The 12777-nt window shown below is 75.4% G+C and carries 10 protein-coding genes and 2 pseudogenes; 8 read left to right on the top strand and 4 right to left on the bottom strand.

The annotated features are described in order from the left end of the window. Positions 1–119: 119 nt before the first annotated feature. Positions 120–1388 carry a histidine kinase gene (locus tag ACIO5D_RS07120; RefSeq protein ID WP_363606987.1) on the top strand — a complete coding sequence of 423 codons (1269 nt, stop codon included), beginning with the start codon at positions 120–122 and terminating at the stop codon, positions 1386–1388. A gap of 22 nt (positions 1389–1410) precedes the next feature. Here ACIO5D_RS07120 and ACIO5D_RS07115 read toward each other — a convergent pair whose 3' ends face one another. Further along, on the bottom strand, positions 1411–1935 hold the full coding sequence (locus ACIO5D_RS07115) for an SUKH-3 domain-containing protein (RefSeq protein WP_400657117.1): 525 nt from the start codon (positions 1933–1935) through the stop codon (positions 1411–1413). 65 nt (positions 1936–2000) lie between these two features. Next, positions 2001–2462: a YwqJ-related putative deaminase gene (locus tag ACIO5D_RS07110; RefSeq protein WP_363606988.1), complete on the bottom strand. Its 462-nt coding sequence runs from the start codon at positions 2460–2462 to the stop codon at positions 2001–2003. Positions 2463–2882: 420 nt separating this feature from the next. On the opposite strand from ACIO5D_RS07110, the gene ACIO5D_RS07105 reads away from it, so the two are divergent. The 6 genes and pseudogenes from ACIO5D_RS07105 to ACIO5D_RS07080 all read left to right on the top strand — a co-directional run bounded on the left by ACIO5D_RS07105 (position 2883) and on the right by ACIO5D_RS07080 (position 9534). Beyond that, positions 2883–3239 carry a DegT/DnrJ/EryC1/StrS family aminotransferase gene (locus tag ACIO5D_RS07105; protein ID WP_400656983.1) on the top strand — a complete coding sequence of 119 codons (357 nt, stop codon included), beginning with the start codon at positions 2883–2885 and terminating at the stop codon, positions 3237–3239. Positions 3240–3256: 17 nt separating this feature from the next. Further along, positions 3257–3712, top strand: a pseudogene (locus tag ACIO5D_RS07100) (DegT/DnrJ/EryC1/StrS family aminotransferase); the annotation flags it as partial. A 68-nt stretch (positions 3713–3780) separates the two neighbouring features. Further along, a pseudogene (locus tag ACIO5D_RS07095) lies at positions 3781–4354 on the top strand (DegT/DnrJ/EryC1/StrS family aminotransferase). 124 nt (positions 4355–4478) lie between these two features. Further along, entirely contained in the window at positions 4479–5480 is a 1002-nt protein-coding gene (locus ACIO5D_RS07090) for an SMI1/KNR4 family protein (protein ID WP_363606990.1), read from the top strand. Between the two features lie 96 nt (positions 5481–5576). Then, a complete protein-coding gene (locus tag ACIO5D_RS07085) occupies positions 5577–8021 on the top strand; it encodes an SUKH-4 family immunity protein (RefSeq protein WP_400794187.1) in 2445 nt (814 codons plus the stop codon). Between the two features lie 253 nt (positions 8022–8274). After that, entirely contained in the window at positions 8275–9534 is a 1260-nt protein-coding gene (locus ACIO5D_RS07080; protein WP_400794185.1) for a hypothetical protein, read from the top strand. Positions 9535–9552: 18 nt separating this feature from the next. Here ACIO5D_RS07080 and ACIO5D_RS07075 read toward each other — a convergent pair whose 3' ends face one another. After that, positions 9553–10233 (bottom strand): hypothetical protein, encoded by a 681-nt coding sequence (locus tag ACIO5D_RS07075; RefSeq protein WP_363606994.1) that lies wholly within the window; start codon positions 10231–10233, stop codon positions 9553–9555. Positions 10234–10620: 387 nt separating this feature from the next. On the opposite strand from ACIO5D_RS07075, the gene ACIO5D_RS07070 reads away from it, so the two are divergent. Next, positions 10621–11013, top strand: coding sequence for a beta/gamma crystallin domain-containing protein (locus tag ACIO5D_RS07070; RefSeq protein WP_363606996.1), 393 nt, complete (start codon positions 10621–10623; stop codon positions 11011–11013). 82 nt (positions 11014–11095) lie between these two features. On the opposite strand, the gene ACIO5D_RS07065 is transcribed toward ACIO5D_RS07070, so the two are convergent. Beyond that, a complete protein-coding gene (locus ACIO5D_RS07065; RefSeq protein ID WP_400794183.1) occupies positions 11096–12409 on the bottom strand; it encodes a nucleotide sugar dehydrogenase in 1314 nt (437 codons plus the stop codon). Positions 12410–12777 lie beyond the last annotated feature (368 nt).

Below are 12777 nucleotides of genomic sequence, written 5' to 3'. Positions count from 1 at the left end.
GCCGGATGGCGGACAAGATCACACACAGCCCATGTGGTCTGGACCACTTGAGGCCCCGGTGAAGTGTCGCGGCGTATCCGGGTGGGGAGAGGACCCTGTTGCGGCTTAGGCTGTCGGCCATGAGCAAGTCGCCTGGGGAGCGCGTGCCGGTCAGGTCGTTCTGGTGGTGGGAGCGTCGGCGCAGCGCTCTCCTGGACATCGGGCTGGCCGGGCTCGCGGCGCTGGAGTGCGCGGTCAGCGCGGTCACCTTCCTGGCACCCCGGCTTGACCTGGGGCTGCCGGCGATCGTGGGGGTCGCACTGGCCGGGGCGCTGGCGGGTTCCACCCTGGTGCTGCGGCGGCGCTGGCCGGCGGTGCCGGTGATGGTGGCGCTGGTGACGGTGCCCGGCATGTTCGGCGTGCTGCTGCTGGTGATGTCGCTGTACACGATGGCGGAGTCCTGGGAGTGGCCGTCGCGGCGGCTGCGGATGGTGGCGCTGTCGGTGGTGGCGTTCGTCGAGGCGTCCGGTGTGATGCTCGTGTCGATGGTGACGCCCGGCGGCGGGGCGATGCCCGAGCCGCCGCTCTGGGGGAAGGTGCTGCTGTCGGTGCTGGTGGCGGTCGCGCTGACGGTGCCGCCGGTGGTGACCGGGCTGTACGTGGGCGCGCGGCGACGGCTGATCGAATCGCTCCAGGACCGCGCGCACGGTCTGGAGGCGGAGCTGGACCTGCTGGCCGAGCAGGCCAGGGAGCGGGCCCGCCGGGCCCGGCTGGAGGAACGGACCAGGATCGCCCGGGAGATGCACGACGTGGTGGCGCACCGGGTGTCGCTGATGGTGGTGCACTCCGGGGCGCTGGAGCGGATCGTCGCGAAGGACCCGGAGAAGGCGGCGCAGAGCGCCAAGCTGATGGGCGAGGTCGGCCGGCAGGCGCTGAACGAGCTGCGGGAGATTCTCGGGGTGCTGCGGATGTCGGACGAGCAGGCGCCGGAGCCGGACTCGCTGGCCGGGCTGCCGCGGCTGGTCGACCAGTCGCGGGCGGCCGGGATGGCGGTGACGCTGACCGTCAGCGGCAGCCGTCAGGAGTTCACCGGCGAGGCCGAGCAGACCGCGTACCGGGTGGTGCAGGAAGGGCTGACCAACGCGCACAAGCACGCGGGCGGCGCGCAGGTCGCGGTGCTGCTGGCGTACGCGCCGAACGGGGTGCGGGTGAGCGTGGTGAACGCCTGCCCGGGCGGGGAGCGGGGCGCGGCGGCGCTGCCCAGCGGCGGCAACGGGCTGGTCGGGATGCGCGAGCGGGTGGTCGCGCTGGGCGGCACCTTCTCGGCCGGTCCGGAGCGGGACGGCGGGTTCCGGGTGGAGGCGGTGCTGCCGTCCCGGCTGGTGGTCCGGGCCGAGCGGCTGGTCTGACGGCCGGGCACGGCCGGGGTGGTCAGGTCTCGTCGGCGGTGCGCAGCCGCTCGGGGGCGGTGCCGAGGATCAGTGTGGAGACGGCCTGGTCAATGCCGTGTCCGAGAAACCACTCGCCGGTGTGGTCCAGGCTGTAGACGCGGCCCTCCTCGTCGATGGCGAGCAGCGCCTGTCCGTATGTCTCCTCGCCGAGCGGGGCGAGCCGGGTGTCCAGGGCGCGGCCGAGGTCGGCGAGGGTGCGCGGCTGGTGCAGGCCGCAGAGCGGGTCCACCAGGAACGGGGTGCGGGCGAGCTGACGCCCCGGTCCGCCCAGGTCGAAGGCGAGGCCGCCGAACTCGGCCCAGGCCTCGACCGCGGCCGGGAACACCGCGTGCTGGACGCCGGCCGGACTGCCGTACGCGACCAGCGCGTCGGCCCACTCCTCGGCCTGCCGGATCTGCCAGCGGCCGGGGTGCCAGCCGGCCGCCTTGAGCTCGGCGGCGACGTCGGCGGGGAAACGGGGGCGGGTCCGGCCGGCGGGCGCGCCGAGGGTGGCCGGCGGCGGCAGCGGCGGGCTGGGCGGATTCAGGACGGGCTCCGGGGGCTCGGGGACGGGGGGCGTGCGGGGCGCGGTCAGCGGCCGGGCGGGCCGACGGCGACGCTCTGCACGGTGAAGTGCTCCAGCAGCGGGACGCAGGACCGGCAGGGCGGGGCGTGGGTGCCGTGCGCCGGGTCGTGCTCCTCGCGGATGCGGACGGTGGTCAGCCGCGCCCCCTTGAGCGCCTTGCGGGCCTCGTGCAGACTCATCGGCTTGCGGGAGGCGCGCTTGGAGCGCTTGCCGTCCACGGTGGTGAGGTACTGGGAGAGCAGGACGGCCTCCGGGCAGCGGCCGGTGAAGCGTTCGCGGTGCTCGACCGGCAGACCGTCCAGGAACTCGCCGACCAGCGGGTGCAGCACCGGGCGCCGGGCGGGCTTGTCGCCGGCCAGGGTGTGCACCTCGCCGCCGCGCAGCGACAGGGCGGCGGCGACGGCGGGCAGCAGACTGTCGCGGTGGTGGCGCAGCAGGGGCGGGCCGTCCGGTTCCCCGGTGGTCATGCGTCGTCCTCCTCCTGTTTTCCGCTGACGGCACGGCTGATGGGGTCAGTCCGGGGCAAGCCTGTCAAATATCCCCGCCATCCGCACAACCGGGGTGCGGAGGTGGGTGGTCGTCAGGGCCGCTCGCGGGGTGACCGGCCGGGCGGGCACGCGATCGTGGCCGGATCCGCACGCCATCGTCACGACTCGTCCCCGGTGGACCCGAATCCACCCCCGGCCGGCGGCGGTGGCCGGTAGCGTTCCAGCAGCGGGCCGAGGGAGCGGCCGGGCCATGGGGATGGCCGGCCGGTCAAGGCAACTCCTTTGCTCGGCGCGGCCGTTGAGGCCGCCGTGGCGGGGGCGTCCAGACGTCGGGCAAGGGGGGTCTTGCGATGACGGAAACCGCCAACGAGGCGCCGGGCGAGCACGTGCCCACGCCCGGTGTGCCGCACGCCGTCGCGGTCTCCTCCTGCACCACCGGCCGGCACCGGCGCCCGGCTGGTCGCGGACCCGCCGCACGGCACCACCAACTACCAGTCCTGCTGGGTGCTGCCGCCGGACGGCGCCCCCGACCGCGCCGAGCTGCTCGCCCGGCTCGCCGGGGCCGGCGTCCTCGCCCGGCGCGGCATCGTGGCCGCCCACCTGGAGGCCCCGTACAAGGGCGCCGCCCGGGTGCCGCTGCCCGCCGCCGAACTGCTCACCCGCCGCTCGCCGGTCCTGCCGCTTTACCACTCGCTCACCGAGCGGCAGCAGGACCGGGTGACCGACGCCCTGCGCGCCGCCCTCCCACCGCGCTGACCCCGAAGGGGAGCAGGATGCCCACCGGCACACCCGTCCCACTGGTGGACCTGAAGGCCGCGCACGCCGAGGTCGAGGCGGAGGTCCGGGCCGGCTTCGACCGGGTGCTCGCCACCGGCGGCTACCTCAAGGGCCCCGAGGTGGCCGGCTTCGAGGAGGAGTACGCCGGCTTCTCCGGCACCCGGCACCGCGTGGGCGCCGCCAACGGCACCGACGCCCTCGAACTCGCCCTGCGCGCCCTCGGCCTGCCGCCCGGCGGCGTGGTGCTGCCCGCCAGCACCTTCGTCGCCACCGCGGAGGCCGTGGTCCGGGCCGGCCTGCGCCCGGTCCTGGTCGACGCCGACCCCGCCCATCCGCTGATCGACCCGGCCCGCGCCGCCGACGCGCGGCCCGGGGCGGTCGCGCTGCTGCCCGTCCACCTCAACGGCCGGCTCGCCCCGACGGCGCCGCTGCTGGAGGCGGCCGACGGCCTGCCCGTGGTGGAGAGGACACCGCCCAGTCCCAGGGCGCCAGGCAGTACGGCCGCGCCTTCCACGGCCGGATCTCCGCCGCCGGCTTCCACCCCGGCAAGAACCTCGGCGCGTACGGCGACGCGGGCGCCGCCGTCACCGACGACGACCTGGCCGCCGCCGTCCGGCTCATCGGCGACCACGGCTCGGGCCGCAAGTACGAGCACGAGCGGTTCGGCTTCAACTCCCGGATGGACGCCCTCCAGGCCGTGGTGCTGCGGGCCAAGCTGCGCCGGCCGCCCGCCCGGAACGACGCCCGCCGGGCGCTACCACCGGCTGCTGGCCGGCCTCGACGGCGTCACCCTGCCGCGGACGGCGCCCGGCAACGAGCGCGTCCGGCACCTGTACGCGGTGCGGATCGGTCCGGGCCGCGACCGGGACACCGTCCTCGCCGCGCTCCAGGCCGCCGGCGTCGGCGCCGCCGTCCACTACCCCGTCCCGGTCCGCCTCCAGCCCGCCTTCCGGCACCTCGGTCACGGCGAGGGGGCCTTCCCGGTGGCCGAGCGGGCCGCCCGCGAACTGCTCACCCTGCCGCCGTTCCCGCAGATCACCGAGGTCCAGCAGGAACGCGTCGCCGAAGCCCTGGCGAAGGCCCTCGCGGCCTGAGCCACCACCGGCCGCCGGCCCCGTTCCGGTCTTCCCGGGCGGGGGTCCGGGGCCGGGGCAGACCCCCTACCCTGGTGTCCAGCAAGCGCACCGAGAATTTGCAGCAGCCAGTGGGGGCTCCCAGATGACGACAGGTCGGCCCGGCGTCGCCGCCGCGCCAAACGCGGCGTACGCAGGTCAGGTGGTGCAGTTCCCGGATCCGGTCCGCGCGGAGCGGCACCCCGCCGGGGTCCGGGTGGACGAGCACGGCTACCCGGACTTCGGCCCGTACGCGGCCGCCGCGGCCGAGGTCGCCGACCCGCCGGACGGCTTCGGCGTGGACGAGCTGCGGCTGACCGACTACGTCTCGGCCAACGCCGCGCTGTTCACCCAGGGCCACCCGCTCTGGGCCGATCTGGAGACCGCCGTCGCCACCCCGCCCGGCTGGACCTGGCACCACGCGGTCGGCCGGGCCGCGCCCGGCCGGCGGCGGATGGAACTCGTCCCGGTCGAGGTCAAGGCGCTGCTGCGGCACCACGGCGGGCTGGCCACCTCCTCGGCCGACCACAGCCGCCGGGGCACCCGCCCGCTGCAGGAGCGGCGGCCCGCGCACTTCTCGCTCGCCCGGGACGGCGGCGACCCGATCGGCGTCCCCGAGGACCTGCTGCAGAGCGCCGAGGAGCGCCTCGGCTACCGGCTGCCCGGCGCGTACCGCACCTTCCTCAAGCTCGGCGGCGGCCGCGCCCCGGTCGGCGTGGCGCTGGACCCGGAGCTCGGACTGCTGCTCGACCAGCCGTTCCTGACCCTCAGCGAGGAGTACGGCACCGAGGACGTCGTGTACGCCAACAAGTGCCTGCGCGACCACCTCACCAAGGACTACCTCGGCATCGCCTACGCCCAGGGCGGCATCGTGGCGCTCAAGGTGCGCGGCGACCGGGTCGGCTCGGTCTGGTTCTGCCTCTACGACGACGCCCGGGACAACGGCGCGGCCGAGGCCCCGGAGGACCGGGTCGCCCGGCTGCTGCTGCCCTGCGGTGAGGACTTCGACGCCTTCCTGCTCCGGCTGGCCGGCAGCCCGCCGGAGCTGGAGACGGTCGCGGAGCTGATGGTGGACGGCGGGTTCGCCCGCGCCGTGCCGGTGGGCTGACGTGGCCCCGGCGGTGGCGGTGTCCGGCGTGATGGACGCGGTGGGCGCGACAGGTGCGGAACAAGCGGGGACGAAGGGGACAGGGGTGAACCGGGCGTGGTGACGTACGCGCAGGCACAGGAGCTCGCCGAGGAGTGGATCAACGGCGGGGTGCCGCGTCCGCTCCAGCGTGAGGTGCGGGTCCGCGAGTTCGACCTGGGCTTCGTCTGCTGGGCGGTCCAGCCCGCCGACCGGGCGTCGGGTGAGACCGGCGGTTCGGCGGGCGAGGCGCGGCTGGTGATCGCCCGGGACTCCGGGGCCAGCACGCTCTGGCCCGCGCTGCCGGTCAACGAGGTGGTCCGGCAGTACGAGGAGGTGTACGGGCGGCCGGTCGCGGCAAACCCGGCCGGTGCGGCGAAGCCCGCGCCCGGGCCGGTCGAGGCGACGTCCTTCCTGCTCAGCCCGCCGCAGTGGCTCCAGGAGGCGGGCGCCGCGGCGATCGCGGCGGAGGCGGAGCGGCTGGGGACGGCCGCCGCCCCGCGGGCCGCCGCCGCGCAAACGGTCCCGCAGGCCGCCGCTCCGCCGGCGCCCGCCGTGCTGACCACGCCGCCGGCCTCCGAGCGGCCCGCCGGGGACGCGCCGACCATGCTCGCCCCGCCGCCCGGCCCGGCGCCGCAGGCCCCCGTCGCCGATCCCGCCGATCCCGCCGCGCCGCCCACAGCTCCGCCTGCCGCTCCGCCGGTCGGCGGTGCCGAGGCGGCCACCGTGCTGCTGCCCGAGGGCCTGCGCACCAACGGCGCCGGTCTGCCCGGTGCGGGCCGGCCCGGTGCCGAGGCGGCCACGGTGCTGCTGCCCGCCGACGGCTACGGGACGCCTCCGTCCCCGCCGCCGGCCGGCCCGGCGGTGGAGCCCGCGCCGACGGTGCTGGCCTCGCCGGACGGTCTGCCCGGGCTGATGGGTCTGCCCGGGGCGCCCGGCCCCGGTGTACCAGGCCCCGGCGCGCCCGGGACGCCACCGCCCGCCGCGCCCGCGCCCGCCGTGCCGCAGGGCGTCCCCGGCCGTAACCCGGTCGGCGCTCCGCCGCCGCCCCCGCCGGGCGAGCTGCGCGGCGGCCAGGCCGGTCCGTCCGCCGCCCCCGCCGGGCTCGGCCGCAACCCGGTCGGTGCCCCGCCGCCGCCCCCGCCGGGCGAGCTGCGGCACACCCCGGGCGGCGGCACGCCCGTGGCGGCCGTCGGCGGACGCAACCCGGCCGCCGCCCCGCCGCCCCCGCCCCCGGCGGGCCTGCGCGGCGCCGACGGTCCGCCCGCCGCGCCCGCCGCTCCGCCCGCCGCGCCCGGTGCCGGGGCGGCGTACGAGCGCACCCAGCTCGCGAACGCGATCGACCTGTCGGCCGCCGGTGCCGCCCCGGGCGTGCCCGGCGACCCCGGCACGCCGCCGTCCGGGGGCCCGGCCGTGCCGCCGCCACCCGGCGCCGCGGGGCCCGGCGCGCCCGCGTCCGGCTACGGCTACCCGGCCGCCCCGGCCCCGGCCCCGGCCGCTCCGCCGGCGCCCGTCCCCGGCCCTCCGCAGGGCGCCCCGGTGCCGCCCGGCGTGCCCGCCGTCGGCCCGGGCTACTTCGCGGCGCTCAGCTACCGCGGCCCGGACGGTTCCGAGCAGAAGCTGCTCCACCGCAGCGAGCCCGGCACCCCGCACCCCGAGTGGAAGATCCTCCAGGACCTGCGGCGGCTGAACGTTCCGCCGGAGCAGGTGCTGGAGCTCTACACCGAGCTGGAGTCCTGCGACCTTCCGGGCGGCTACTGCCACCGGATGATCGCCGCCTCCTGGCCGAACGTCCGGCTGACCCACACCGCCGACTACGGCCGGGACCACCACACCCGGCAGGCCGGCATGGCCCAGCTGCTCGACCACCTGGACGAGCTGCACCAGCTGGCCTCCGGCGCCCAGCGGGTGCGCCCGTTCCGGGTGCCGCTGCCCGCCCCGGGGAGTGTCCCGCCGCTGCCGCCGCTCGCACCGCAGCAGCTCGCCCAGGAGCTCGGCCAGGCCTTCGGCCCGAACGTGTTCCGCTTCGAGCAGCGCGCCGTCGCCCGGCAGGGGGTGCCCGAGCCGGTGGCGCAGACCCTGATGTGGGCGGGCCTGCCGCGCGAGTTCGGGCCGTTCTTCTGGGCGCAGGCCCAGGAGGGCCGCCCGATCCCGACGCTCGCCGAGCTGGCGGTCGAACGCGGCCTGCCGGCCGGCCCGGACTTCGGCGGCTACCTGGTGCTCGGCAACGACTACGGCCGCCAGCTCTGTGTGCAGTACGGCACAGCGCACGTGGTCGCGGTGGACGTCGACGGAACCGGCGAGCCGCCCCGGTTCGTCAACAGCGGTGTACCGGAGTTCGTCCGCGCGCTGGCCCTGCTGGGCCGGATGTGGCGGCTGCGGTACGGACTGACGCCCGATCAGGCAGGCCGCTGGACAACCGACTTCCAGGCCCAGCTCGCCGCCGTCGACCCGGCGGCCCTCCAGTCGGCGGACACCTGGTGGGCCGTGCTGCTGGAGCAGTTCTGGGACGGTCTGCTGTAGCGGACCGCCCCCGGTCCACCCAGGTGGAAGGGGTCGTTCCGCTGTCCGGAACGGCCCCTTCGCCGTGCTGCTGCGGCTCTGCCTCATTGGGGTTTCGCCACGATCTGCGCAAAATAGGTCAAGAGGATGGGTCTATTCGGCCGGTCCTCACCGCGTTTCGATCCGTAAGACGTTCGGTTCCAGACTCGGTTCCCGATCCGTCCGATCCGTCCGATCATGGGCTCCGCAGCCCGCGACACGAGGGGAAGAGCCCATGAGCGACGCCGTCCCCCAGCACGGCTTCACCGCTGCCCGGCGCGGTTACGCGCCCGAGCAGGTCGACCGAGCCCTGGCCGCTCTCACCGCACAGCGCGACGAGGCGTGGGAACGGCTGAGCGTGCTCGGCGCCGGGATCCGGGAGATGGAGCGTCGGCTGGCCGACATCCGGCAGGCCGCCGCCGACGCCCCGGAGCCGGACTACGAGGTGCTCAGCGAGCAGGCCCTGGCGCTGGCCAGGATGGCCGAGAACGAGGCCAGGGCCGTCCGCGACGCCGCCGAGCGGTACGCCGAGGACAACCGGGACGACGTCTACGAGGCCGGCCAGGCGCTGTCCCACGCCGCCAAGGAGTACGCCGCGACCACCCGCGCGGAGGCCGACCAGGCCGCCCGGCGCACCGACGAGCGCACCCGGGCCGAGGCCGAGGCGATCCGCGCCGACGCCGACCGCGACATCCGGTCCGTCCGGGACGCGGCCACCGCCCACGCCGCCAAGGTGCGGGTCGCGGTGGCGGAGGCCTCCGAGCGGGCCGAGGCCAAACTGGCCGAGCTGCGCCGCCGCGCCGACGAGACGTTCGCCGCGGCCGAGGCCAAGGCGGACGCCGCGGACGCCCAGGTGGCGGCGACCGCCGAGCGCCGGGTCAAGGAGGCCGAGCAGCACCGGGAGACCGTGCTCGGCCAGATCAAGCAGGCGGACGCCGAGGCGCAGGCCAGGGCGGACCAGCTGATCGAGCAGGCCCGGCGCGAGGCCGAGCGGATCAACGCGGCGAGCGAGCGCGAGCAGCGCGAGTTCGAGACCCGCCAGGAGACGGTGCAGCAGCACCTGGACCACATCAAGGCCACCCTCGCCTCGCTCACCGGCGCGGCCGTGGGCGCGCTCGACCCCGCCGAGGCGGCGCGGGCCGGGGCGCGGGACGCGCCGGAGGTGGACTCCGAGGCGGACACCGGCGAGATCGCGGTGGCGAATCTGCGCAAGGACGGTGCGGTCGGGGTCGCCCGTGGGGTCCGGCCGGCCGCCGCCGAGGCGGCGACGGCGGTGCTGCCGGTGCCGCCCGGCCCGGTCACCCCGGGGCCGGTCGCGCCCGCCGGGGCGCCGCCGCGGCCGGCCTCGCCGCCGAGCGGTGCGCCCTCCGGTGGCGCGACCGGCGGCGAGCAGAGGCGGCCGGAGGAGGAGACCCGGATCATCCCCAAGATCGTGATCGTGGACGACGGCAGCGACTACGGCAGCCCGAACACCGTGGGCTACCACCGGCGCTGACCCCGGGCGGTTCCCGCCTCAGGGCGCGGCCGAGGGGCCGTCGCCCGCCAGCAGCCGCACGAGCTTCTCGTCCTGGGCCCTGACCGCCTCCCGCTGGGCGGTCAGGGCCTGCGCGTTGCGGTCGATCAGCTGCCGCTGGTAGCCGGCCAGGACGGCGAACCAGATGCCGCCGAGGTTGCTGCTCGCGGTGCAGTCGGCGTCGGCGCGGGCGGTCGCGATCTCGCTCGCGGTGATCTCCCGGGCGCCCTGGAACCGTCCGGGCAGGACCGCCGGGTCGTCGGCCTGGAACCCGGCGGCGGCCATGCAGCCGGACCAGTTCCGGGTCGCCGCGACCACCCGCTCGTCGCGGCCGGTCGCCCGGAACGACTCGTCGAACAGCCGGCTGACCAGTGCGGTGCCGTTGCCCGGGGGCGAGCCGATCCGTTCCGCCGCCTGCCGGTCGCAGTCCACCCGGGCGGCGTCGTACGCCTCGCCGGACCCGGCCGGTGACCCGACCGGCCGGGGTGCGGTCCGCGTCGGCGGGTGGAATCCCTGCACGGCAGCGGCCCCGGCCCCCAGATACCCCCAGGCGCCGGCCGGCAGGGCGGTCGCGTTGTCCGGCGCCTGCGCGGGCTGGAGGCCGTCGCCGCCGAACGCGGTGAATCCGGCCCGCCGCATACACGAGACGACCAGCGCATTCCTGGCCTGAATCTCTTTCACGGCGCTCTGGTCATTGCCCTGATAAGCGGAGAGCGGCAGTCCGGTCATTCCGCCGCGACCGGATTCCGGGGCTTTCGGCGAGTCGATCGCCGGCGGCGTCGGCGAGGATTCCGCCGAACCGCCTCCGGGGAAAGCGGTGCAACTTGCCGAAAGGGTCGAAAAAGCAGCCGCCAGGGCGATGGCGGTGAATCGTCCCAAATGTGGTGGACGTGCCAAGCTTCTGCTCCGTTCCTCAGGCCCGGCAAGGCTGATCGGACCCTAGCGCATTCCCTCGGGGTTCGTTTCGGGGGTGCCCGCGGTACTACGGCTTGGCCGGAAAACAGCTGTTCGGTAGCAGGCCTCCATGTAAATCTCTGGAGTCGCAACAGCTGTCGATGGAGGGGTTTCATGATTCGCCGCACAAATCCCCGCAAGGATCGCCGTACGGGAAATATCAGGGCGAGCAGGATCGGCGTGCTCGCCGTTCTGGCCGCCACCGCCGCCGCGCTGCTGCCGGTGGCCGATGCGAACGCCGTGAACCGGATCGACTGCGGTAACCACACCGATTACGCGAAGGTGTACAACTACGGCTACAGCGGCCAGCTCTGCTTCGCGAACGACGGGTGGATGTCGGTCCGTATCTACAACGTCGACCGGATCGACGCCGGTAACAACCGGGTCATCACGTACCTCGGCGGCGGGCTCGGCTCCTGGACGGTCTTCAACTGGGAGCAGTACGACTTCAACGGCAACCAGGGCCACCAGGTGATGATGTACGACATCAACCTCTCCCGCTGGTAGCCGGCGCGAGCCGTTGTCCTCCACGGGGTGCCGGGCGGGTGCGGACGCCCGGCACCATCCCGTGGTCGCCCTCCCGGCCCGGTCACAGCACCTCGACCGCGGCGCCCGACAGCCGGCGGCGGCAGTCCAGCACGTACCGGGCGTGCGTGGTGACGGCCTCGTAGTCGAACTCGTCGTGGTCGGCGAGCAGCACCACCGCGTCCGCCGCCGCCAGCTCCTCCGGTGTCGCCTCCACCCGGCGGACGGCGGCGAACGGATCGCCGTGCGGATCCTGCTCGGCGGCCCGCTGGCCGGGGATCACCGGCTCCGGGACGTGCACCCCGACCACCACGTGCGGGTCGGCGGCCCGGACCTCGGCGCCCATCCTGGTCAGCAGTTCGGCGACCCGGGCGGCCGGCGTCTCCCGGGCGTCCCCGGTGTTCTTCTTGTAGGCGAGCCCGAGCAGCAGCACCCGCGACCCCTTCACCGAGCGCCGCCGCTCGTTCAGCGCCTCGGCGAGCCGCCGCACCACGTAGTCGGGCATGTGGCTGTTGACGTCGTTGGCCAGCTCGACGAAGCGGAACGACTGGCCGAGTGCCCGCTCCACCCGCCAGGACAGATAGCAGGGGTCGATCGGCAGGCAGTGCCCGCCGACGCCCGGCCCCGGGGTGAAACGCAGATAGCCGAACGGCTTGGTCGAGGCGGCGTCGATCGCCTCCCAGACGTCGATCCCGAGGTCGTGCGCGAACATCGCCAGTTCGTTGACCAGCGCGATGTTCACATGGCGGAAGGTGTTCTCCAACAGCTTGGTCAGCTCGGCCTCCTTGCAGGAGGAGACCGGTACCGTCCGCTCGACCAGCTGTCCGTAGAAGCCCTCGACGGCCGTCAGGGCCGCCGGGTCCACACCGGAGACCACCTTCGGGATGTTCTCCAGCCGCCAGGTCGGGTTGCCCGGGTCGATCCGCTCGGGGCTGTAGCCGAGGTGGAAGTCCCGGCCGGCGGTCAGGCCCGAGCCCTCCTCCAGCAGCGGCGCGAGCAGTTCCTCGGTGGTGCCCGGGTAGGTGGTGGACTCCAGGACCACCGTCGCCCCCGGCCGCAGGTGCTGGGCGAGCAGCCGGGCCGAGGACTCGATGCAGGACAGGTCGGGCACCCCGTCGCGCAGCGGCGTCGGTACGGTGATCACCGCGATGTCGAAGCCCGCCACGTCGGCCGGGTCGGCGGACGGCAGATAGCCGCCGCTCTCCAGCAGCGGGCGCAGCCGCTCGGAGGGGATGTCCTCGACGTACGACTCGCCGACCGCCAGCCGTTTGATCCGGCGCTCGTCCACGTCGTAGCCGACCACCCGGTGCCCCACTTCGGCCGCGCGGACCGCCAGCGGCAGCCCCACATAGCCCTGGCCTGCGATGACAACGCGCATGACGAAGAACCCCCTCCATCGCGACGCCCCCAGACCCCTCCGGAGCGTCCCCACACGGCCTTCACAACAGGGTAGGGAGCGGTGGCGGGGCGGCGTGCGCGTTCGGGCAAACGGGCGGGCGGTCCGGGCGCGGCGGCGTGGAGCGGACGAGGCCGAGACCCGTGGCGTCCTCCAGGAAAGGACGCCACGGTTCCCGGCGCTTGGGCGGGCGCCCCCACCCAGGGTCGCCCGGCCTCGCACCCCCGACCCCCATCGGGTGTGCGACTGTGCCGCCACAGCCATCCCCCACGGTTGGGTGCGGCGGGCACATTCACCATGGTGCGCGATCTCCATGGACGGCCAGTGACAGGAGTATGTCCAGTTCGTGG

Source organism: Kitasatospora sp. NPDC087315, from assembly GCF_044744345.1.
Taxonomy (GTDB): Bacteria; Actinomycetota; Actinomycetes; order Streptomycetales; family Streptomycetaceae; genus Kitasatospora.
Note: the sequence above shows the minus strand (reverse complement) of the source record. Positions and strands in the feature narration are given on the sequence as shown.